We start from the raw sequence: 20,756 nt of genomic DNA, 5'->3' as shown, positions 1-20,756 counted from the left end.
CGGTTTCAGTGACCGGCTGCGTTGCCGCCGCTACCGCCGGCCATTGGCGCGGCCATGGCCGATGCCGTCGGCTTGCCGGTCATGGACGCGGCGAGTGCGGCGTCAGCCAGCCAGAACTGCTGGTAGGCATTGAGGGCGGCGGTGATGCTGGCGATCTGGTCACGGTTGTCGGCCAGTAATTCGAACACCCCGATCAGCATGCCGTTGTAGCGCAGGATGTTTTCTTCAGCCATGACTTGGCGCAGCGGTACGATTTCATCGCGGTAGTGGCGCGCCACGTCGTAGGCGGTGCGGTAGGCTGAATAGCTTTCGCGCAACTGCGACGACGCACCGCGAACCGTGCTTTCGTAGCGGTTGGCTGCGGCCAGCGACTGGGCGTTCATGGCATCGCGCTTGGCCGTGCCCCAGTCAAAGATCGGCAGACGAATGTCCAGCTCGAAGCCTTTGCGCGGTGTGCTGGTGCCTGCTGCGTTGTCGAACACGGTGTCGCGGCGCACCCCAAGCTCTACGTCTACCAGACTGGTGATGAGGTTCAAGCCTTGCGACTTGCCGGCCATCTCGAGCTGGTTGCGTGCGATCTTCACATCCAGGCGCTGATCGGGAGCGTTGGCATTGACCACCGCCGCTTGCACCGGCGCCTTGGGCAAGTCAGGCAGGCGCTCGGGCAGCTTGAGTTGCCCGACCTGTGCCTCTGTCAAACCCAGTTGCCGGATCAAGTCTTCCCTGGCCGCGGTGCTGGCTTGCTGGCTGGACGCCAGCTGGGCCGCACTGTCGGCATAAAAGCTTTGATGGCGCGCGCGCTGCAGTTTGGTGAAATTGCCCACCTGCCGCATGCGCCGCGCCAGTTCGGCACTGGCTTTCGCACTCAGGTTGACCTGGTGTGCATAGGCCAAGGACTGCTGCGCGGCCACGGCGCGCACCCATGCCTGGCGTACCTGGGTGACCTGCTCGACCACATTGGCGCTGAGCTGTACCCTGGCTTGCGCCATCTGACCCTCTGAAATCTCCAGGCGGCGCGGCAGCGTCAGCAAGTCCAGCAGGCCAAACGACAGCAACCGGCCGAGCTCGAGTTCGTCCGCAAAGCGGATGCGCTCGAACGAGAAGACCGGGTTGGCAATGCGGCCGGTCTGATTGGCTTGGGCCATGTCGGACCAGCTTTGGGCAAGCAGGGTTTGCACTGCCGGGCTGTTGGCCAGCGCCAGCTGCACGGCCTCGTCCATGCCCAGGGGATTGGCCAGCAACTCGCTGCTCAGCCTGGCCCTGGCTCGGGCTTGCTGCTCGGTGCGGCTGAGTTCGAGCTTGCCTTGGGTGAATGTGCTTGTGGTGTCGTTCGTGTCCCGCACGGCCTGGTCCATGTTGACCGATGCGCAGCCCGCCAGCACCAGGCTGGCCGTAGCCAGTGCGGTCAATCGAAAAATTCTTTTCATGGGGGTTCCTGTCACGGTTTGGCTGGCATGGCGCCGGAATTGAGCTTGTCGGCGCCTTCTGGCGCTTGCGGTTGGCTGGCTTCCCTGGCGTAGGCACGCCAACCGCCAATGCGCGCGGTGGCGTCATTGGCCTCTTTCCAGTTGACCATTTTTTCTTCGGTGTAGCGCTGGTAGCCCTCCAGCGCCGATCGGTAAGCTGGCAGGGCGGTTTGTTCTGGAGCTGCTGGCGCCTCAAGGGTTGCTGGCGAAGCTGCAGACGCAGACGCTTGCGCGCTGGCCTGGGTGGCCCACAAGGACACCACCAATAAGCCCACGGCAGCGGGCAGGCCTGAATAGAAACGAATAGTCACAAAAATCTCCTGAAATACAAGCGGGGCGATGGGAAAAATCGCGGTTGTCCGGGCATCGCATGCGATGCAAAGGCCATAAGGGGCCATGCCGGCAGCAAGTACAGGCCCAATACGGGCCTGGAAATCAGGAAATCGGTGGTCTTTGTCCCCGTGCCGCTTGGGCACTGGTGAATTGGGCAACTTCCGCGCGAGGCAGTGCGCCCAGGTTGGGTGCCGTAGTAGCACTGAAAGCAGGCGCAGGAGTCAGCGCCAGCGTATGGCAGACCTGACAGGCGCTGCAGGATTCGCAGTGCGTGTCTGCTGCGTGGGGGTCTCCTTGCGAGGCATGGCCGGGACAATCAGCTGCAGCCAAAGCTGCCTTGGCTGCCCATGTATCGGAAACAATGTGAGCTGGTTCACCCACTGCATGGACATGCCCTGCGGTTGCTTTGGCAGCGCCTTGCTGCTGCATCTGGACTTGCGCCACCACCATTTCAGTCGCCATGGCTTCGCTCACCCAGCCGCGCAGCGGCAGCAAGGCAATCAAGAGAGCGATAAACAGGTGGCGCATGATCAGTTCAGAGGTAAAAATTTTTCAATAGTTTATTTTTGCACAGCAATGCTGCTGGCGATGGTAAGCGAAATGCCCTCTTGCTCTGAACCGCTCGGGCCATGATCGATTTCAGCGGCGTGTGTGACAAAGTACAGACACTGTCAGGCTTAAGGCTTCATGTGGGCGCGCTGGCCATTGGACAGCCTGGCGACCTCATCGCCCTTCATGGTCATGGACTGTCCATCTGCGGTTTGCATCGGCTGGCCGGATTTCATCCGGTAGGGCCGGCCGAACTTGTTTTCCATCGCCATCTTGCCGTCCTTGAATACATGCACGGTCGAGCCGTCTTTGAGCTTGACGGACTTTTCGATACCCTCCCGATCGATGGCAAAGGCAGAGACACTCAACAAGACCAGACTGAATCCAACGACAGCTTTGAAAGCAGGCATGATAAAAATCCTTTTCGGCTCGTATTCAGATAGCCCTTAAAATTTTTTGAAGGGCTCTGTGATGCCACTTTTATGGCTCACTGGCAGCAATGTAAGGTGTTCAGGCCAACTGCAGGCTGACCGGAACATTACGAATTTGTTAGATTCCATCGGGTCCGCAATACGCAAAAATTCTGGGTCGATCTGCTTTCTCAGGCGCAGCAGCAGGCCGTGAGGCATGTCACTGCACAACGATTTTTTGGGGAAATGACAGCGTGAACGTAGTCTTGCCGTCCAGCCCACTTTGTGCGCTCACCTGTCCCCCATGGGCAGACATGATGGAGCGCACGATCGCCAGGCCAAGTCCCGTGCCGCCGTCCAGGCGAGCCCTGGCCGAGTCCACCCGGTAAAAACGCTCGAAAATGTGGGGCAAATGGTCCGGGGCAATGCCGTCACCTGCATTGACAACACTTACCGAAACCCGATCATTGTCAATAGCGATCAACAAATCCACCTGGGAATTGTCTTGAGCATGGCGAATGGCGTTGGACACCAGGTTGCTCAAGGCGCGCTGGATCAACCACCGGTCGCCCACAATCGTTGCAGCGCCGGATACCTCCAGTGTCAAACCGCGCTCCTCGGCGAGCAGCGACAAATACTCGACAACCTGCCGTGCCTCGCGGGCGAGATCGACCGGCTCACGGTTGAGAATATCTCCGTTGTGCTCGGCGCTGGCGATGAAAAGCATGTCGGCGATCAAGCGTGTCAAGCGTTCTAGCTCTTCAACATTGCCTTCCAGAACTTCTCGCAGCTCCGCTTCTGTACGGGTTTTGGACAAACCCACTTGCGTTCTTCCCATCAGCGTGGCCACAGGCGTGCGCATTTCATGGGCCAACTCGCCGGAGAACGCCTGCAGCCGTTGGTAGCCGTCATCGATTCGCCCCAGCATGCTGTTGAACGCTTGGGCAAGCTCATAGAGTTCTGTGGGCAACCCAGACGATGACACCCGCTGGCTGAGCGACTGGGTGCCCACGGAGGCGGCCAGTCGATGGAACCGGCGCAGGGGTGACAAACTGGTGCGCGCGATAAGCCAGGCGCCAAGCCCCACCAGGAGCAGAAGCACCGGTAATGCAATCAATGTGGTGCGTATAAATCCACTGAGCAGCTTGCGGTCATGGAGCCGGTCCAAGGAAAGGTAGTAACGCACCGCTTTGCCATTGGCTACCCAACCGGTACCCCGAGCCGCAATGAACTGGGCGCCACTGGCGCTGCTCCAGCTGCAAATAAGCGAATCGGTGGGCGCTTTGACATCGAGCGCCACCACGGACTGCTGTGCGGTAGAAGAAAAGTTCATAACCGGTTGCCCTGTGGTGGGGTCACTCAAGGCCAGGTGCAGGTCATCATGACCAATCAAGAGATCGCCAAAGCGGTGCTGATTTTGCGCTATGGCTTCAGGCGAAGGCATTTCCGACAGCACGTGCAGCAGCAAATCGCGCTTTCCCTTGATCTCTTGGGCAGCGCGGGCGTCGAGTTGCTGCGACAGGGCATAAAACCCGGTGACGATGGCCCCGCCGGTCAGGATGAGGCCAAACAACGCGCTGGCCATGGCGATCCACATGGCCAGTGAGTTTCGAGACCACCAAACCATGCTTGGCCTTCGCATCATGGCCCGGTGCGGCGTTCGAGCACATAGCCCACGCCGCGCACCGTGTGGATCAGTTTGTCGTCAAAAGGGTCGTCGATCTTGGCGCGCAGCCGCCGGATTGCCACTTCAACCACATTGGTGTCCGAATCGAAATGGATGTCCCACACCAGCGAGGCGATCTGGGTTCTGGACAGCACCTCACCCGCCTTCTGGGCCAGCAGGGTGAGCAGGGCAAACTCTTTGGCAGACAGGTCGATGCGCTGGCCTGCCCGGGTTGCCCGGTGACGCACCGGATCGATTTCAAGATCGGCCGTGCGCAACACGGGGTCCTTCAGGGCAGGCTGGCCGCGTTTGAGCAGGGCGCGCACCCGGGCCAGCAGTTCAGGGAACTGAAAAGGCTTGAGCAGGTAATCGTCAGCGCCCAAGTCAAACCCGCGCACCTTGTCATCGGTGTTGCCCCGGGCTGTGAGCATCAAAACGGGCACTTGCCGGGTGGTGCGCAGCGCCGACAGGACGGCAAACCCGTCAATGCCGGGCAGCATGATGTCCAAAATCACCAATGCATGATCGCCATTGACCGCCGCGTGCAGGCCGTCCGTTCCGTTATGGGCCACTTCCACGGCGTAGCCGCTTTCCGCCAAGCCTTGACGCAAATAATCGGCCGCTCTGGGCTCGTCTTCAATCACCAAAATCTTCAAAATCGCTCCCCGTCATGCATAACGTATTTGTAATCTGCCGGTCAGCCCGGTGTTGCCCCCCGGCTTCTACATTTAAACCCGTGATGCAGCAGTTGCATCCAGGTTGCTCCCAGGCTTGGGACAACTCCGTTGATATTAAAGGAGCTTGATCATGTCCATTCGTAAAACCATTGTTGCTCTGGCCCTGGTGGCCGCTGCCGTTCCTGCCGCTTTTGCCAACAGCCACACCGGCTGGGCAGGCAACGAGCGCGGCGTTAGCCTCATTGAGGCCAATACCAGCACCAGCACCAAAACCCGCGCCGAGGTCGTGCAAGAGTTGCAGGCCTTCCGTAACAATCCTGTCACTTCCGATGGCAGCAAGCTTGTCGATAACGAGCGGCGTGTTTCGCTCCCGCGGCACAGTTATGCGTTTCAAGGAGGCGCTCTTGTTCATACCGACACCATTGCGCACAACACTGCCAAGCCGAGCGTGGTGTTGACAGACGCCGAAAAACGCCGCAACCGTGAACTGTACCGCCGGTAAACATCTGGTCGTTCATTGATCGACCACACTTAGGAGTTTCATGAAGACAGAAATAAATGCTTTGCTGATGGCTGCAGCCCTGTTTGCGGGCAGTTCAGGGGTCGCAATGGCTGCCTCTGACGTGCAGACTTCAACCTTGAGTGAAACTGCAATGCCTGCCGTTTCCGCAAAGTTGACATCTGGAGAAGTGCGCAAGATCGACACCGAGCAGGGCAAGCTCACCATCAAGCACGAGGCAATTGAAAACCTTCAGATGCCTGGCATGACAATGGTCTTCAAGGCAACAGATCCTGCGATGCTTGAAAAAATGCAGGTCGGAGACAAAATCAAGTTTGCGGCTGAAAAATCCAATGGCGCTCTGGTTATAACGGCTATTGAAGCGGCCATGTAGCCCTTGCTCGTCACGATTGATGGACCATACGGGCACCAGCGTCAGAAGGGTAAACGCCTGCCCAAAAGGTCCCAGCTATGCTAGGTGCATTGTTCAGTTTCGTGATGTAAGACTTTTCGAATTTTTAATAGCATTGGAAAAATAATTATGCAAAACATGATGGACGCCATGGCAGGTGGCCCAATGATGTGGGTCATGGGGCTCTTGTGCCTGTTGCTTTTTGTGGTGCTGGCACTTGCAGCAATTTCGTTGGTTAAATACCTGTTTTTCAGCGGCAGGCACACCAGCAAAGACAGGGTTTAAAAATTTGCGACCCGCTACGCCAGTTGAAAATGCCTCGATGCGGCTTTCTTTAAACTAGTGGGTCAGCCATGTCATGGATGGCTTGGCCGTGGATTGGCGTCGTCGCGTTGCCAGACCCGCTCGATCTTCAGGCTCAGTAAGAAGCGTTCCATCACCGAGTTGACGCTCCCGGCAGTTGCCTTTCGGCTCAGCCCGCCATGCCACGCCTTGTCACCAGCGACTGATGCGCATTACTCGCGTATTGGTCGGATTCAACCAGTCGTCGCAACACCTTTAACCAAGGAGGTGTTTATGGGGCGACCTGCAGGTTGGATGCAGAATTTAACGGGCCGAGGAGCGATGCGCTCTCCGGGTGCAAAGACATTGGGCTGCTCCATGCCCGAGACGCCGGTGTGCGGGTGAAAAGCTGGCCGTATCGGGCGAAGCCCGTCAACGGTTTAGCGGGAGCTCACACGCAACGCGGTAATTCGTAGCGGCCAGCTCGAATATCGACCCTCGATCGCGCAATGAAGGCAGAACTGGTGGTCAAAAGACCCAAGCCTGCCAAATTGGTAACCAACCCCAAGCTGCACCGCTATGTCCAGGACCGCTTGGCCGGGAAAGTCCATGACACTGATGGCCATGAGATTGCCGGTCCTCGGCAGGCACCGTTCAAGGGCCGCAACAAGCCCCATCGCAGTGACCGTAAATGGGGCAATGGCTGGCGCCCGAGCAGATTGCCAAGCGCCTGCAGGTCTGGTTTCCGGATGACCAATCCCTGCGCATCTCTCACGAAGCCATCTACCAGGCCCTCTATATCCAGGGACGAGGTGCGCTCAAGCACGAGCTGGTGAGCTGTTTTCGTACCGGGAGTGCGCTGGGTGTGCTGCGGGCCAGGGCCCAAGCCAAAGCGTGGGCGCCCGTCAGCGCGGCGGAGATGATCTCCAGCCGCCCCGCCGAGGCCGAGGATCGCACTGTGCCCGGGCATTGGGAGGGTGATTTGATCATCGGCCTGAACCGGTCTGCGATTGGAGCGCTGGCTTAGCGGTCAAGCCGATTCACCCTGTTCGCCCACCTGCCTCGCGAGAAAGACTATGGGCTGACTCCCCGCACGAAGAACGGTCCCGCGCTTGCCGGCTCTGCGGGACCCTCCACCTAGGACTAACCCTTGAGCAGGGATTTTTCTTTAAATGTCTTATTGACAGGACATTAGAACTGTTTTTATGATGATCTCATGCGCTCAACAAATCTGCCTCTGCCGAAGTACCACCAGATTTATCTGGTGCTGCGTGAGCAGTTAGAAGAGGGTCGATTTGATGCCGGCCTGCCTGGTGAGCTGACACTGATGCAGCAATTTTCCGTTGCTCGTGTGACGGTGCGGCGTGCTCTGGAATTGCTGCAGAGCGAAGGCATGATTTCACGCGAGCCGGGCCGTGGAACCCGTCCAGTGCGGCCGCAGCCCGACGTTCGAAGCGGCTCCGCCAGAGACGGGAAAGCCAGTCGTGCGCACCTGACAGGCCTTTTGGAAAATCTGGTGAGCATGGGGCTTCGGACTTCGGTAAAGGTGCTGGATGTCGAGACCGTTGCCGCTTCTCCTGCGGTGGCGGCAGCCTTGCTGATTGGTGCGGGGGATGCGGTACAAAAAGCGGTTCGCGTGCGCAGTACCCGCGAGGGGCCCTTGTCCCACATCACCACTTATATTCCCGGCGATATTGCACGACAGTTCGGCAAGCGAGAACTTGCCCTGAAGCCTATCTTGCTGCTGCTGGAGGAGTCGGGTGTGAGGGTGGGCCGTGCTCACCAGACCATCTCTGCCAAGCTGGCCGATGCGGTGATCGCAAAACACCTGGATGTTGCGGTGGGTTCTGCCTTGCTGGCAGTGCGGCGTCTTATCTACGACGACCAGGAACGTCCGGTGCAGTGGCTCCATGGCTTGTATCGCCCGGATCGCTATGAGTACCAGATGCAGCTGTCACGCGTGGGCAGCATTGATGCCAAGGTGTGGGTCAGCAAAGAGCTGTCTGCCCAGTTTCACTGAAGATTTCTACGTTTTTGCACTCTCTAAAACCATAGCCAGGAGATAGTCCATGACCACCCGTCGCCATTTCATGTCCCAGTCCGCAGTTGCGGCTTCGGCCCTTGCCTTTCCTCTTGTGGGCGGTGCTCAGCCCAACACCATTAAGGTCGGGGTCCTGCATCCTGTGACCGGTGCATTGGCGTATTCAGGCCAGCAATGCCGTGAAGGCGCGTTGATGGCCATCGAAGACATCAACAAGGCGGGTGGCATCAAGTCGCTGGGTGGCGCAAAGATCGAGGCGCTCCTGGGTGATGCCCAGTCGCAACCGCAGGCCGGGGCGGCCGAAGTGGAAAAAATGAATGAGGCGGGCGTGTCTGCTGTGGTGGGCGCGTTTGCCTCGGCCATTTGCCTGGCTACCACGCAGACGGCCGCCAAGTACAACCTGCCGCATGTGGTGGACGTGGGAGTGGCTGACCAGATCGTGGAGCGGGGCTTGAAAAATACCTTTCGTTTTGCGCCCGGCTATAAAAAGGTGGCGGAAACAGCCATTTCCAATCTGCACGTGCTCAACACTGCAGCAGGCAAGCCGGCCAAGACGGTCATGATCATTCATGAAGAGTCGCTGTTTGGCAGTGGCACGGCGCAGCTGCTGGCGCGTGAGTTGCCAGGCTTTGGCTACGAGGTCAAGGAAATCGTCAAACACGCCAACCCGACACGCGACTTCAACAACATTGTGCTGCGCATGAAAGCTGTCAATCCAGACATTGTCATTCCTGCCAATTACTACAACGAGTACGCGCTCCTGGTGCGTACCATGCAGCAGCAAAAAATCACGCCCAAGGCCATCTATTCCGTTCTGGGCGGTGCGGCATCGAGTTACAAGTTCCTCAAGGAGTTTCCGGAAGCCGCCAACGGCATCATTGACTGCAACCACTGGTTCAATCCCAAGGACCCCAAGGCGCAAGCGCTGAAGAAGCGCGTGGAGGCCAAGGGCCTGTTCTTCAGCTATGAACTTTTCCTGACCTACACCGCCATGTGGTTGCTGGCCGATGCGCTGGAGCGTGCCAAGTCCACCGACCGCGCCGCCATCATTGATTCGCTGGAAAAGAGCACCTTCGCAAACCACTTCATGCCTTATGGGCCCACGAAGTTTGTCAATGGCCAAAACCAGGGGGCACAGCCGCTCATGGTGCAGGTGCTCGACAAGGACATCAAGGTCATCATCCCGCGCGAATACCGCCAAGCTGATCCCCTCTTTCCGCTGAAAGCCTGACACCACCCAATTTCGGTTCCCCAGGCAGCAGCCGCCAAAGCATCCAGGAATGGGTTGCATCGGCTGGAACCTTGCCTGAAATCCGGACAAACTATTCATGTTCGAGTTCAGCATCCTCTTTCCCTCCATCCTGAACGGCCTGACGACCGGCGCGGTCTATGCCTTGATCGCGCTCGGCCTTACGCTGATTTATGGCGTGCTGCACATCATCAACTTTGCGCATGGTGCCTCGTTGATGCTGGCGATGTATGCGGTCTATCTGCTCAAGCAGCACCTGGGCATCGATCCCTATCTGGCGCTGCCCATTGTGGTGCCGGGCATGTTCGCATTGGGATACGCCCTTCAGCGCCTGGTCATCAACCGTGCCAGCCATGGCAAGGACGAGAACATTCTGCTGGTCACGCTGGGTATTTCCATCGTGATGGAAAACCTGGCTTTGCTCTTTTTCAAGTCCGACACCCGCACCATCGACACCGCCTACACACTGAGCACGGTGGCGATAGGCCCAGCCATGATCGCGCTGCCCAAGCTTGTGGCGTTTGCGGGGGCGCTGGTGGTTTCAGGGATATTGCTCTGGATTGTGAACAGGACAGACCTGGGCCGCGCCATTCGGGCCGTGGCGCGTGAAAAGCACGGCGCCAAGCTCATGGGCATCAATGTGGATCATGTATATGCCATGAGCTTTGGCATCGGCTTGGCATGCCTGGGCGCTGCTGCATGTTTCCTGCTGCCTGCTTATTACGTGAATCCACAGGTGGGTGGCGGCTTTGTGCTGGTGGCTTTCACCATTGTGGTGCTGGGCGGAATGGGCAGCTTTACCGGTGCACTGGTGGGCGGTTTGCTGGTTGGGGTGGTCGAGTCACTGGGCGGCTTGTATCTTGGCGAATCGCTGGGGCAGATTGGCATCTTTGTCATCTTCATCACCGTGTTGCTGTTTCGCCCGCAAGGTCTTTTTGGAGCCAGGTCGTGAAGCAGCTCTTAACCATTTTCTTGTTTGCAGCAGTCGTTACGGCTGTGACCGTATTTTCTGACTCGGGCGTTCTGCTCAACTTTGTGATGATGGCGCTCTACGCCGCATTGCTGGCGCAGGCCTGGAATATTCTGGGCGGTTTCGGCGGGCAGTTTTCGTTCGGCCATGCGCTCTTTTTTGGCACAGGGGCCTACATCCAGGTGATTGCGCAGGTCCAGGGCGGCATCAATCCCTGGGTGGCGTTGCCGCTGGCAGTGGCTGGCAGTGCGCTGGTGGGCCTGTTCGTGGGCGGGCTGTCATTCCGGTACGGTCTCAAGGGTTCCTATTTCGCGCTCGTAACGCTGGCATTTGCCGAGGTGTTTCGCATCCTGGCGCTGTCAGTGCCATTCACAGGCGCAGGCGTGGGCCTGATGCTGCCGCTGAATGAGTCGTTCACCAACATGCAGTTTGGTTCGCGAAAAGGGTATGTGTTCTTGATACTGTCGCTTGTGACGCTGGCGCTTGTGGTCAGCTGGTGGCTGCGCAACTCGCGCTTTGGCGCATGGTTGCAGGCCGTGCGTGACAACGAAGACGCCGCACGCGCCATCGGCGTGAACCCGTTCAACGTGAAGATGGGGGCGATTGCGCTCTCTGGCGGTTTCATGGGCGCAGCCGGGGCGTTTTATGTGCAGGTGTTTCAGTACATCGACCCCGCCATTGGCTACGGCTCCATGACATCGGTTGAAGCCCTGGTGGCGGCCATTGTGGGTGGCATTGGCACGGTGTGGGGCCCGGTGCTGGGGGCCGTGGTGCTGCATGTACTGGCGGATGTGACACGCAATCTCTTTGGACAGTTGCCCGGCATCAGCCTGGTGATTTACGGCACGGTGCTGGTGCTGATCGTGATGTTCCTGCCGCGCGGTATTGCCGGCATCGGGCAATCGGTGGTGGCATTGTGGAAGCGCTCGGGGGGCCGCCATGGCGAATGATTTGTTGTTGCTGCAAGATTTGGGCAAGTCGTTTGGTGGCCTCAAGGCCGTGCAGGGCGTCAGTCTGGCGGTGCCCGATGGTTCGCTCACCGCATTGATTGGCCCCAATGGCGCCGGCAAGACCACGCTGTTTGCCCTGATGTCGGGTTTTATCCGGCCTGACACCGGCACTGTGCGCTTTGCCGGTCAAGACATTACCGGCCAGACGCCGCATTTGAATGCCCGGCTGGGCATGACGCGCACCTTCCAGATTGTTCAGCCTTTTGCGGCCCAGACCGTGCGCGAGAACATTGCCGTGGGTGCGCACTTGAAAGAGCCCAACCGCCGTGCTGCATTGGCGTTGGCTGCCGATGTTGCAGCCCGGGTGGGGCTGGCGTCTCAGCTTGACAAGCCGGCAGGCGACCTCACGGTGGCAGGGCGCAAGCGGCTGGAACTGGCCCGCGCGCTGGCCACACAGCCGCGCCTGCTGCTGCTGGACGAAGTGCTGGCCGGCCTGAATCCGCAGGAGATTGCCGAGATGATTCCGGTGGTGCGCGGCATTGCCGATGGTGGTGTGACGGTGCTCATGATCGAGCATGTCATGCAGGCCGTGATGAACCTGGCCCAATACGTCTGGGTGCTGGCTCAGGGTCAGCTGATTGCCCAGGGAAGTCCGGCACATGTCACGGCCGACGAAAAGGTGATTGAAGCCTATCTGGGCCATGGAACAGCTGCCCGCTTGCGCGCTGCAGCCAACAAGAAGGTGGCAGCATGACTATCCAACCATCAGTCACTTCGGCCCCCTTGCTGACTATCGAAGGGCTGCGAGGTGGCTATGGCCGCGTGGAGGTGTTGCGCGGTGTCGATTTGCATGTCAACCCTGGTGAAACCGTGGCGCTGCTGGGCAGCAACGGCGCCGGCAAATCCACCCTGAACAATGTCATGTGCGGCATCTACCGGGCGTGGGCCGGCAAGGTACTGTTTGACGGTTCCGACCTGAGCGGCGCGCACTACACCGACGTCGTCAAGGCCGGTTTGATCCAGGTTCCTGAAGGCCGCAAGATTTTTCCCAATCTGAGTGTGACCGAAAACCTCGCGTTAGGCAGTTTTGTTCGTGCCCGGGAGCGCCGCTCAGAAAACATCGACAAGGTATTCACGACTTTTCCCCGACTCAAGGAACGGGAAGGTCAACTGGCTGGAACCATGAGCGGCGGTGAGCAGCAAATGCTGGCGATTGGCCGTGGCCTGATGGCCGAGCCGCGCCTGTTGATTCTGGATGAGCCATCTCTGGGCCTCTCGCCCCTGCTGGTCGAGGAGCTCTTCAGCTTGATTGAGCAGTTGAGCGCCACTGGCCTGGCAGTGCTGCTGGTCGAGCAGAACGTGGGACAGTCGCTTGAAGTGGCCGATCGCGCTTATGTGATGGAAAACGGCGGCATCCGCTTTTCGGGCACCTCCGACGAGCTGCTGGGCAGCGATGAATTACGCCAAGCTTATCTGGGCTTGTAGGGCATGGCACACGCCCGGGACGACTTGGAGACCACTGCATGTGCATGATTCAACAACACCAAATTTTGATCTCATTGGCCGCGGGGTCCCGTACGTTGCCGAGTGCGCTGGCTCTGGTGTGGGCTGGTAAATCTTCTGGAGTCCAGCCCGAATGAGCCTGCACCCTAGCACCCTGGCGCAAAAGCTGGTGGCGCGCGCAAGCGGCCGTCCCAGCGTGATACCCGGCGAAATCGTCAATTGCCGGGTCGGCCTGGCAATGTTTCACGACTCGTCCGGCCCCCGGCGACTCAAACCCATGCTCGATGAATTGGGTGCCAGCATCTGGGACAAGTCGAAGGTGGTTCTGGTGATGGACCACTACCTGCCGGAACGCGATGAAGAATCGCGCCGCATCGTGCGCATTGCCCGCGACTGGGCGCGCGAGCAGGACCTGCCGCATGTGTACGACGGCCAGGGCATCTGCCACGTGGTGGTGCCGCAGCACGGGCACATCCGCCCCGGCATGTTCTGCGTGGGTGGCGATTCGCATTCGCCGACGGGCGGTGCGTTTGGCGCCTACATGTTCGGTATTGGCAGCACCGAGATGCTGGGCGTGATGGTGACCGGCGAAATCTGGCTGCGGGTGCCGCACACCTTGCTGATGCACTGGAACGGGCGACTGGCCGCGGGCGTGACCGCCAAGGACATGATGCTGCACATGGTGGGGCGCTTTGGCATGAATGGCGGCCAGTACCAGGCGGTGGAGTTTTCCGGCCCCGCCGTGAAGGCCCTTTCCATGCAAGAGCGCATGACCTTGTCGAACATGAGCGCCGAACTGGGGTCGCAAGTCGGGTTGATTGCGCCTGACGCCACCACGCGCGAATGGCTGCTGGCCACTGGCGTTCCAGCAGAGGCCCTGCAGGAGCTGGACGCCTGGCAGACTGACGACGGGGCTCCGCTCACACGTTACGACTTCGATGCCGACACCTTGACGCCGCAGGTGGCAGCACCCCACAGCCCCGCCAACGCGGGCCCGGTTGCCAAACACGCAGGCACGGCCATTGACGTGGCCTACATCGGTGCCTGCACCGGCGCCAAACTCGACGACTTGCGGGCTGCTGCCACTGTGCTGCGCGGCCGCCGGGTGGCGCCCGGCGTGCGCCTGATGGTGGCCCCGGCCAGCCAGCAAGACCAGACCGCCGCGCGAGACGAAGGTGTGCTGCAGGTGCTGCAGGACGCCGGGGCTGAACTGTTCCCCACCACCTGTGGCGCTTGCGCCGGTTATGGGGATACGGTGGGGGACAACACCACGGTGATCTCCAGCACAGCGCGCAACTTCAAGGGCCGTATGGGCTCGGCCAGCGCGCAGGTCTACCTTGCATCGCCCTACACCGTGGCGGCATCGGCCCTGCGCGGCTTCATCACCGATCCCCGCGAGGTACTGCCATGAGCGCGTTGCACAAAGTCTGGAAGCTTGGACCTGACATTGACACCGACGTGCTGGCACCCGGCCACGCCATGAAGTACGGCATGGACGTGATTGCACGCCACTGTCTCGAATCGGTGCGGCCCGATTTCGTGGCCAGCGTGCAAAAAGGCGACGTGATTGTCGCGGGTCCCAACTTCGGCATTGGCTCGTCGCGCGAACAGGCGGCGGCCGTGCTGGTGCGACTGGGCGTGGCGGCGGTGATTGCGCCCTCATTCAGCGGTCTTTATTTTCGCAACGCCTTCAACCTGGGCCTGCTGCTGCTGACCTGCCCGCAGGCCGGGACCTTGGCCGAAGGCGACCAGGTCACGCTCGACTGGCAGGCGCCAGCGGTGATTTCCCCGTCCGGCACCACGCTCGCGTGTGAGCCGATTCCCCCGTTTTTAATGGACATGGTGCGCAGCGGCGGTTTGCTGAACCAGCTGCGCAAGCGTTTTGGCAAGGAGGCTATTGATGGCTGAACAACAAGTGGCGGCACAACCGATATCTGCGCCAGCGATGGACCCTGTCACGCTGGCCGTCCTGCGTGGCAGACTGGAGCAGGTCGCCGACGAGATGGATGCGACGCTCTACCGCAGCGCGTTCAACCCCATCATTGCCGAGGCGCACGACGCCTGCCACGGCCTGTACGACGCTGAGAGCGGTGACACACTGGTGCAAGGCAAGTCTGGATTGCCTGTATTTGTAGGCGCCATGGCCTTTGCTGTGCGCGCGGCCAAGCGCGTCGCCACCGAGCGCGGCGGCATCGTCGACGGCGACACCTGGCTGTTCAACGACCCCTACGAAGGCGGCACCCACGCCAACGACTTCAAGCTGGTGCGGCCGTTCTTTCGCCACGGCAAGCTGTATTGCTTTCTGGCATCGGCCGCCCATTGGCACGATGTGGGCGGCAACGTGCCCGGCAACTACAACCCGGCGGCCACCGAATGCTGGCAAGAGGCGGTGCAAATTCCGCCCGTGCGCATCGTGCGCGCTGGGGTGTTTGATGACGATGTGCTGGCCATCCTCAAGGCCAACACCCGCCTGCCCGACAGCCTCTGGGGCGACCTCAATGGCCAGCTGGCCGCGCTGGACCTGGGCATGCGCCGCCTGAACGACGTGCTCGACCAATACGGCGATGCCGTGGTGAAGCAGGCGATGGGCGAATTGCGCACCCGCGCAGTGAAGCTCATGCAGTCGCATATTTCGGCACTGCCTGACGGCTGCTACAGCTTCAGCGACATGCTGGACAACGACGGCGTCAAGGACGAGGCGCTGACCATTGCGCTGGACATGACGGTCAAGGGCGAGCGCCTGACGCTGGATTTTTCACGCAGCTCGCCGCAATGCGCGGGCCCGGTAAACATCTCGCGCGCCACGGCCATTGCGGCTTGCTACGTGGCGCTCAAGCACTTGTTCCCTGATGTGCCCGCCAATGCGGGCGTGCTCGATGCGGTGGACTTCGTGCTGCCTGACGGCCTCGTCATCAGCGCCGCCCGTCCGCGTCCGGTGGGGGGCTACACCGAAACCATCCTGCGCATGATCGACGTGATCTTCAGCGCTACCGCACTGGCCGACCCCAAGCGCGCCATGGCCCAGGCCTACGGCACGATCAACGCCTTGTCGATTGCCGGGCACCGCACCGACGAAGCCCGCAAGGGCCAGCGCTGGGTGATGTTCAGCTTCTTCGGTGGCGGCCATGGTGGGCATTCGGATGGCGACGGCATGAGCCATGGCAACGCGCCCATCTCGACCGCCACTATCCCGCCGCTGGAAATTCTGGAAGCGGCCTACCCGGTGCGCTTCACCCAATGGGCGCTGCGCCCCGACTCGGGTGGCGACGGCCAGCACCGGGGCGGGTTGGGCGCCATCTACGAGATCGAGCTGCTCGAGCAGGACGCCGAGGTCTTCATCTTTGGCGAGCGCGGCAAGTCGGCGCCTAAAGGCATTTCGGGCGGTGGCGCAGGCGCCATGAACGTCTTTAGCTATGAAAATAATAGTGAGTGGATGCAGCCACCGATGCGCTCCAAGATGATCGGCATTCGCCTGAAGCACGGCGAGCGCGTGCGACTTGAAACCCCGGGCGGTGGCGGCTATGGCGCGCCCGGTACTCGGGCGGCATCGGCAAGAGACAAAGACCTGGCGCTGGGCTATGTAACCGCCTGCGCCGCACTGAAAGACAAACCATGAGCGGCAAGGCTTCCTACATCGTGGGCGTGGACGTGGGCGGCACGTTCACCGACCTGTTTGTGCTTAACGAAGCGGATGGCAGCGCACGCATCGTCAAGGTGCCTTCCACCCGGGGGGAGGAATCGCGCGGCTTCATGAACGGCGTGGCGAAGGTGACTAAGTCCGCTTCGGAAATTGCCACCGTTGTGCACGGCACCACCGTGGGCACCAATGCGCTGCTGGAGCGCAAGGTGGCCCGCACCGGCATCATCACCACGCGCGGCTTTCGCGATGTGCTGGAGATGCGCCGCCGCGACCGCCCGCAAACCTGGGGCCTGCGCGGCAGCTTCGAGCCCATCGTGCCGCGCCATCTGCGACTGGAGGTGGACGAGCGCGTGCTGGCCGATGGCACCGTGCACACGCCGGTCGATCTGGACCAGGTCAAGGCCCAGGCGCAGGCCTTGCTGGACGCCGGCTGCGAAGCGGTGTGCGTGTTCTTCATCAACACCTATGCAAACCCGGCCAACGAACAGGGCGCCGTGGCGGCCGTGCGCAGTCTCTGGCCCAACCCGCATGTGACGGCCGCCAGTGAAGTGCTGCCCGAGATTCGCGAGTTCGAGCGCTGCTCCACCGCCACGCTCAACGCCGCGCTCCAGCCGGTGGTGGGCAGCTACCTGGCGCGGCTGGAAAGCGACCTGCGCGCGCAGGGCTTTGCGGGCGAACTCCTTATTGTGCAGAGCAATGGCGGCGTGATGTCACGCCAGACCGCCTGCGACGTGCCGGTGCGCACCGCGCTGTCAGGCCCGGCAGCGGGCGTGATTGCCTGCGCAGCCATAGCGCGCGCGGCCGGTTTTCCGAACGCCATCACCGGCGACATGGGCGGCACCTCGTTTGACGTGTCGCTGGTGGCCAATGGCGAGGCCGCGCTGGCGGCGCAAACATCGATCGAGTTTGGCATGGTGGTGCGCTCGCCCATGATCCAGATCGAGACGATTGGCGCGGGTGGCGGCTCCATTGCCTCTGTGGATGCCAGCGGCATGCTGCAGGTCGGCCCCGAGTCGGCGGGCAGCATCCCCGGCCCGGCATGCTACGGACGCGGCAATACTCGCCCTACAGTGACCGATGCCAATGTGCTGCTGGGCCGCATTGCGGCCGACCGTCCGCTGGGCGGTGGCCTGCTGGCCGCCATGGACACCCAAAAGGCACAAGACGCCATTGCCACCCATGTGGCCGAGCCGCTGGGGCTCGAAGTGATGGCCGCCGCCGAAGCGATTCTGACGGTGGCCAATGCCAAGATGGCGGGTGCTGTGCGCGTGGTGTCGATCGAGCGCGGGCACGACCCGCGTCAGTTTGCCTACATGCCGTTTGGCGGCGGCGGCGGGCTGCATGTGTGCGCCATGATGCGTGAAGTGGGCGTGGGCACTGGCATCGTGCCACGCTATCCCGGTGTCACGTCGGCCTTGGGCTGTGTGATGGCCGACATGCGCCACGACGCGGTACAAACACTGAACAAGACCCTGGCTGAACTGGACGTGACCGATCTGCGCGAACGTGTCGCCACGCTGGCCGCCAATTGCCAGGAGCGTCTGGATTCCGCCGGTGTGAAGTTTGTCAGCGTGCAGGAAATCATCGCGCTTGACATGCTGTATGCCGGCCAGACCCACACCGTGCAGGTGCCGGTGCCCCCCGATGCGCTGAACCATGAAGGCATTCGCGCCGCGTTCGAGACCGCCTACCGCGCCGCTTTTGGCCGGGTGCTAGACGGCATTGCCGTGCGGGTGATGAACCTGCGCTATGCCCGTGTCGGGGTGCGCCCCAAGTTTGACCTCACGGTGCTGGCCCCGCAGACCACCGAGCAAAAACCGTCGCTCGGTGTGCAGCGCGTGTTCCATGCCGGCCAGTGGTGGGACGCGGCCCGCCATGCGCGCCTGGACCTGCCTGTCGGCGCCTGCATCGAAGGCCCGGCGATTCTGGAGCAGCCCGACACCACCGTGTGGCTGGAGCCGGGCTTCAGCGCCACGGTCGATACGCTGGGCAACCTGCTGGTGCGTGCGCTGTGAGCGCGGTCGCCGCCTTCGATCCGCGTCACACGGCGCTGGTCATCATCGACCTGCAAAACGACTTTCTGGCAGCTGACGGCGCCTATGCGCGTGGCGGTGCGGTGAGCGCTGCCGCCCAGGCCCTGCCGCCGCGCGTGGCAGCGGTGGCCCAAGCCCTCAAGGCCGCCGGCGGCATGGTGGTGGGCAGCCAGTTCACCCTGTGGCCCGATGCGCAGGGCGAACCCATGGTGTCGCCCCACCTCAAAAGCCTGCGCCCGTTTTTGCAGCGCGGTGACTTTGCCCCTGGCAGCGTCGGCCAGTGCCATGTGCCCGAGATTGCGCCATGGGTGGACGTGTCGGTTTGCAAGGTGGCGTATTCGGCATTCTTCAACACCCAGCTCGACTGGGTGCTGCGCCGCGCAGGCATCACTACCGTGGCGGTGTGCGGCATCGTGACCAATGGCGGCGTGGCCAGCACGGTGCGTGATGCCCACATGCGCGACTACCGCACGCTGGTGCTGGCCGACGGCTGCGCGGCCTTTCGTACGCAAGTGCATGACACCTCGCTGGCCGACATGGCCACGGTGGCGCAAGTGCTCAGTTGCGCCGACTTTTCCGCCGAGCTGGCGGCCGCTGGCGCATGACCGCGCCGCGCATTTGCCGGGCCGGGCAGATGCCCGGCACCACAGCCCAGAATGCGCATGTGCCGGTCGTGGTGGTTGGCGGCGGCGCCTGCGGCCTGACTGCTGCACTGATGCTGCACGACGCCGGCGTGGATTGCGCCGTGCTGGAGCGTGATGCCACGCCCACGGGCTCTACCGCACTGTCTTCTGGCTTTATCCCTGCGCCCGGCACGCAGGCGCAGCGCGCGGCAGGCATCGAAGACAGCCCGGCCCGCTTTGCCGCTGACATCACCGCCAAGGCAAAGGGCAGGGCGGCGCCGCAGCTGGTGGCGGCGTATGCGCAGGCCATCGGCCCGGCACTCGATGCACTGCAAGTGCGCCACGGCCTGCAATGGCAGGTGCTCGACGGCTTTTTGTACCCCGGCCACAGCGCGCTGCGCATGCACGCCACGCTAGATAAAACCGGCGCGGGCCTGATGGGCCGCCTGGCCAACGCCTTGGCGGCCGCCGAGGTGCCGCTGGTGCTGAACGCTACCGTGCGCGAACTGTGGGTGAATGCCCAGCAGCGCGTGATTGGCGTGGGCTACGAACAACCGGGTGGCGCGATGCAATACCTCTCGTGCGACGCCGTCATCCTCGCCTGCAATGGCTTTGGCGGCAACGCGGCCATGGTGCAGGCGCTGCTGCCCGAGATGCGCGATGCGCTGTTTGCCGGTCACGCCGGCAACGACGGCAGCGCCATTGCCTGGGGCAAGGCACTGGGCGCCCGCTTGGCGGATCTGGGCGGCTACCAGGGCCATGGCTCTTGGGCCATCCCGCAAGGAGCCCTGATCTCCTGGGCGCTGATGATGGAAGGCGGTATTCAGCTGAACGGGCTGGGCGAGCGCTTTCACGACGAAACACAGGGCTATTCGGAAGCCTCGGTGCATGTGCTGGCCCAACCCGGCGGCGTGGCCTGGAACGTGTTTGACGAGCCGCTCCTCGCGCTGGCGCGCAGTTTCCCCGACTTTGTGGCCGCTGAAGCCGCGGGCGCGCTCAAGCGCTGCGACAGCCTGCAGGCACTGGCAGCGGTCATCGGGTGCGAAGAATCAAAATTGATAGCTATCTTTCTATACACGGCGGGCGGAGAGGGCCAAATAGATGCTGTAAAACGTACATTCAGCCGTCCCTTGCAGGCGCCTTTTTACGCGGTGAAGGTCACCGGTGCACTGTTCCACACCCAGGGCGGGCTCGACATTGACGCCCGGTGCCGCGTGCTGGACACGCAGGGCCAGCCGTTTCCCAACCTGCTGGCTGCGGGCGGCGCGGCGCGCGGTGTATCGGGCGACGCCGTCTGGGGCTATCTCTCGGGCAACGGGCTGCTCAGCGCCATCGCGGGCGGTTACATTGCCGCGCACACGGCGGCCCAACGCATCGCGCATGGGGGCGATTTTTCTTCATCTGCATCTTTGCCCTGAGGCTGTTTCCAAAGCACAGGACAGGGCATTCCTAT

The 20,756-nt window shown here is 61.6% G+C and carries 21 protein-coding genes and 1 pseudogene; 17 read left to right on the top strand and 5 right to left on the bottom strand.

The genetic code is table 11. The features are described 5' to 3' along the window. Positions 1-5: 5 nt before the first annotated feature. Positions 6-1,427 (bottom strand): TolC family protein, encoded by a 1,422-nt coding sequence (locus H4V98_RS16635; RefSeq protein ID WP_196864812.1) that lies wholly within the window; start codon positions 1,425-1,427, stop codon positions 6-8. 11 nt (positions 1,428-1,438) lie between these two features. After that, entirely contained in the window at positions 1,439-1,777 is a 339-nt protein-coding gene (locus tag H4V98_RS16630; RefSeq protein ID WP_280757718.1) for a hypothetical protein, read from the bottom strand. A gap of 385 nt (positions 1,778-2,162) precedes the next feature. On the opposite strand from H4V98_RS16630, the gene H4V98_RS16625 reads away from it, so the two are divergent. After that, entirely contained in the window at positions 2,163-2,432 is a 270-nt protein-coding gene (locus H4V98_RS16625; protein ID WP_196864811.1) for a hypothetical protein, read from the top strand. A gap of 44 nt (positions 2,433-2,476) precedes the next feature. Here H4V98_RS16625 and H4V98_RS16620 read toward each other — a convergent pair whose 3' ends face one another. The 3 genes from H4V98_RS16620 to H4V98_RS16610 all read right to left on the bottom strand — a co-directional run bounded on the left by H4V98_RS16620 (position 2,477) and on the right by H4V98_RS16610 (position 5,080). Continuing rightward, the gene (locus H4V98_RS16620) at positions 2,477-2,758 is read right to left on the bottom strand and encodes a CopK family periplasmic copper-binding protein (protein WP_196864810.1); all 282 of its coding nucleotides are present in this window, start codon (positions 2,756-2,758) and stop codon (positions 2,477-2,479) included. A 220-nt stretch (positions 2,759-2,978) separates the two neighbouring features. Further along, positions 2,979-4,385 carry a heavy metal sensor histidine kinase gene (locus tag H4V98_RS16615; RefSeq protein WP_231374902.1) on the bottom strand — a complete coding sequence of 469 codons (1,407 nt, stop codon included), beginning with the start codon at positions 4,383-4,385 and terminating at the stop codon, positions 2,979-2,981. Between the two features lie 14 nt (positions 4,386-4,399). Next, positions 4,400-5,080 carry a heavy metal response regulator transcription factor gene (locus tag H4V98_RS16610; RefSeq protein ID WP_196864809.1) on the bottom strand — a complete coding sequence of 227 codons (681 nt, stop codon included), beginning with the start codon at positions 5,078-5,080 and terminating at the stop codon, positions 4,400-4,402. Between the two features lie 151 nt (positions 5,081-5,231). Between H4V98_RS16610 and H4V98_RS16605 the strand changes: the two genes are divergently transcribed. The 16 genes and pseudogenes from H4V98_RS16605 (at position 5,232) to H4V98_RS16530 (ending at position 20,721) form a co-directional block, all read left to right on the top strand. Further along, positions 5,232-5,603 carry a DUF4148 domain-containing protein gene (locus H4V98_RS16605; protein WP_196864808.1) on the top strand — a complete coding sequence of 124 codons (372 nt, stop codon included), beginning with the start codon at positions 5,232-5,234 and terminating at the stop codon, positions 5,601-5,603. 40 nt (positions 5,604-5,643) lie between these two features. Further along, complete coding sequence (locus H4V98_RS16600; protein WP_196864807.1) at positions 5,644-5,994, top strand: copper-binding protein; 351 nt, start codon at positions 5,644-5,646, stop codon at positions 5,992-5,994. 147 nt (positions 5,995-6,141) lie between these two features. Beyond that, complete coding sequence (locus H4V98_RS16595) at positions 6,142-6,297, top strand: hypothetical protein (RefSeq protein ID WP_196865104.1); 156 nt, start codon at positions 6,142-6,144, stop codon at positions 6,295-6,297. A gap of 312 nt (positions 6,298-6,609) precedes the next feature. Then, a pseudogene (locus tag H4V98_RS16590) lies at positions 6,610-7,414 on the top strand (hypothetical protein); the annotation flags it as partial. 96 nt (positions 7,415-7,510) lie between these two features. Continuing rightward, positions 7,511-8,314, top strand: coding sequence for a GntR family transcriptional regulator (locus tag H4V98_RS16585; RefSeq protein ID WP_196865105.1), 804 nt, complete (start codon positions 7,511-7,513; stop codon positions 8,312-8,314). A 49-nt stretch (positions 8,315-8,363) separates the two neighbouring features. Continuing rightward, the gene (locus tag H4V98_RS16580; RefSeq protein WP_196865106.1) at positions 8,364-9,566 is read left to right on the top strand and encodes an ABC transporter substrate-binding protein; all 1,203 of its coding nucleotides are present in this window, start codon (positions 8,364-8,366) and stop codon (positions 9,564-9,566) included. Positions 9,567-9,663: 97 nt separating this feature from the next. Further along, positions 9,664-10,536, top strand: coding sequence for a branched-chain amino acid ABC transporter permease (locus H4V98_RS16575; protein ID WP_196865107.1), 873 nt, complete (start codon positions 9,664-9,666; stop codon positions 10,534-10,536). Continuing rightward, positions 10,533-11,504 carry a branched-chain amino acid ABC transporter permease gene (locus H4V98_RS16570; protein ID WP_196865108.1) on the top strand — a complete coding sequence of 324 codons (972 nt, stop codon included), beginning with the start codon at positions 10,533-10,535 and terminating at the stop codon, positions 11,502-11,504. Before H4V98_RS16575 ends, H4V98_RS16570 begins: the two co-directional genes overlap by 4 nt. Next, positions 11,494-12,258: an ABC transporter ATP-binding protein gene (locus H4V98_RS16565; protein ID WP_196865109.1), complete on the top strand. Its 765-nt coding sequence runs from the start codon at positions 11,494-11,496 to the stop codon at positions 12,256-12,258. Before H4V98_RS16570 ends, H4V98_RS16565 begins: the two co-directional genes overlap by 11 nt. Next, positions 12,255-12,989 carry an ABC transporter ATP-binding protein gene (locus tag H4V98_RS16560; RefSeq protein WP_196865110.1) on the top strand — a complete coding sequence of 245 codons (735 nt, stop codon included), beginning with the start codon at positions 12,255-12,257 and terminating at the stop codon, positions 12,987-12,989. Before H4V98_RS16565 ends, H4V98_RS16560 begins: the two co-directional genes overlap by 4 nt. Before the next feature lie 151 nt (positions 12,990-13,140). Beyond that, positions 13,141-14,418, top strand: a complete 1,278-nt coding sequence (locus H4V98_RS16555) for a 3-isopropylmalate dehydratase large subunit (RefSeq protein WP_196865111.1) — start codon at positions 13,141-13,143, stop codon at positions 14,416-14,418. Beyond that, positions 14,415-14,915 carry a 3-isopropylmalate dehydratase gene (locus H4V98_RS16550; RefSeq protein WP_196865112.1) on the top strand — a complete coding sequence of 167 codons (501 nt, stop codon included), beginning with the start codon at positions 14,415-14,417 and terminating at the stop codon, positions 14,913-14,915. The genes H4V98_RS16555 and H4V98_RS16550 overlap by 4 nt, the downstream gene beginning before the upstream one ends. After that, on the top strand, positions 14,908-16,623 hold the full coding sequence (locus H4V98_RS16545; protein WP_231374878.1) for a hydantoinase B/oxoprolinase family protein: 1,716 nt from the start codon (positions 14,908-14,910) through the stop codon (positions 16,621-16,623). Before H4V98_RS16550 ends, H4V98_RS16545 begins: the two co-directional genes overlap by 8 nt. Then, positions 16,620-18,662 (top strand): hydantoinase/oxoprolinase family protein, encoded by a 2,043-nt coding sequence (locus H4V98_RS16540; RefSeq protein ID WP_196868292.1) that lies wholly within the window; start codon positions 16,620-16,622, stop codon positions 18,660-18,662. The genes H4V98_RS16545 and H4V98_RS16540 overlap by 4 nt, the downstream gene beginning before the upstream one ends. After that, positions 18,659-19,285, top strand: a complete 627-nt coding sequence (locus H4V98_RS16535) for an isochorismatase family cysteine hydrolase (protein WP_196864883.1) — start codon at positions 18,659-18,661, stop codon at positions 19,283-19,285. Before H4V98_RS16540 ends, H4V98_RS16535 begins: the two co-directional genes overlap by 4 nt. Beyond that, positions 19,282-20,721 (top strand): FAD-dependent oxidoreductase, encoded by a 1,440-nt coding sequence (locus H4V98_RS16530; protein WP_196864882.1) that lies wholly within the window; start codon positions 19,282-19,284, stop codon positions 20,719-20,721. Before H4V98_RS16535 ends, H4V98_RS16530 begins: the two co-directional genes overlap by 4 nt. Positions 20,722-20,756: the final 35 nt, after the last annotated feature.

Source organism: Polaromonas sp. CG_23.6 (genome assembly GCF_029892315.1).
Classification (GTDB): Bacteria; Pseudomonadota; Gammaproteobacteria; order Burkholderiales; family Burkholderiaceae_C; genus Polaromonas.
This window is presented reverse-complemented; position numbering and strand designations above follow the sequence as displayed.

Bases quoted from the DNA above. Each gene is read 5' to 3' on its own strand.
- H4V98_RS16635 (WP_196864812.1), bottom strand. From the start codon at position 1,427: ATGAAAAGAATTTTTCGATTGACCGCACTGGCTACGGCCAGCCTGGTG.
- H4V98_RS16620 (WP_196864810.1), bottom strand. From the start codon at position 2,758: ATGCCTGCTTTCAAAGCTGTCGTTGGATTCAGTCTGGTCTTGTTGAGT.
- H4V98_RS16615 (WP_231374902.1), bottom strand. From the start codon at position 4,385: ATGGTTTGGTGGTCTCGAAACTCACTGGCCATGTGGATCGCCATGGCC.
- H4V98_RS16605 (WP_196864808.1), top strand. From the start codon at position 5,232: ATGTCCATTCGTAAAACCATTGTTGCTCTGGCCCTGGTGGCCGCTGCC.
- H4V98_RS16600 (WP_196864807.1), top strand. From the start codon at position 5,644: ATGAAGACAGAAATAAATGCTTTGCTGATGGCTGCAGCCCTGTTTGCG.
- H4V98_RS16595 (WP_196865104.1), top strand. From the start codon at position 6,142: ATGCAAAACATGATGGACGCCATGGCAGGTGGCCCAATGATGTGGGTC.
- H4V98_RS16585 (WP_196865105.1), top strand. From the start codon at position 7,511: ATGCGCTCAACAAATCTGCCTCTGCCGAAGTACCACCAGATTTATCTG.
- H4V98_RS16580 (WP_196865106.1), top strand. From the start codon at position 8,364: ATGACCACCCGTCGCCATTTCATGTCCCAGTCCGCAGTTGCGGCTTCG.
- H4V98_RS16575 (WP_196865107.1), top strand. From the start codon at position 9,664: ATGTTCGAGTTCAGCATCCTCTTTCCCTCCATCCTGAACGGCCTGACG.
- H4V98_RS16565 (WP_196865109.1), top strand. From the start codon at position 11,494: ATGGCGAATGATTTGTTGTTGCTGCAAGATTTGGGCAAGTCGTTTGGT.
- H4V98_RS16560 (WP_196865110.1), top strand. From the start codon at position 12,255: ATGACTATCCAACCATCAGTCACTTCGGCCCCCTTGCTGACTATCGAA.
- H4V98_RS16555 (WP_196865111.1), top strand. From the start codon at position 13,141: ATGAGCCTGCACCCTAGCACCCTGGCGCAAAAGCTGGTGGCGCGCGCA.
- H4V98_RS16550 (WP_196865112.1), top strand. From the start codon at position 14,415: ATGAGCGCGTTGCACAAAGTCTGGAAGCTTGGACCTGACATTGACACC.
- H4V98_RS16545 (WP_231374878.1), top strand. From the start codon at position 14,908: ATGGCTGAACAACAAGTGGCGGCACAACCGATATCTGCGCCAGCGATG.
- H4V98_RS16540 (WP_196868292.1), top strand. From the start codon at position 16,620: ATGAGCGGCAAGGCTTCCTACATCGTGGGCGTGGACGTGGGCGGCACG.
- H4V98_RS16530 (WP_196864882.1), top strand. From the start codon at position 19,282: ATGACCGCGCCGCGCATTTGCCGGGCCGGGCAGATGCCCGGCACCACA.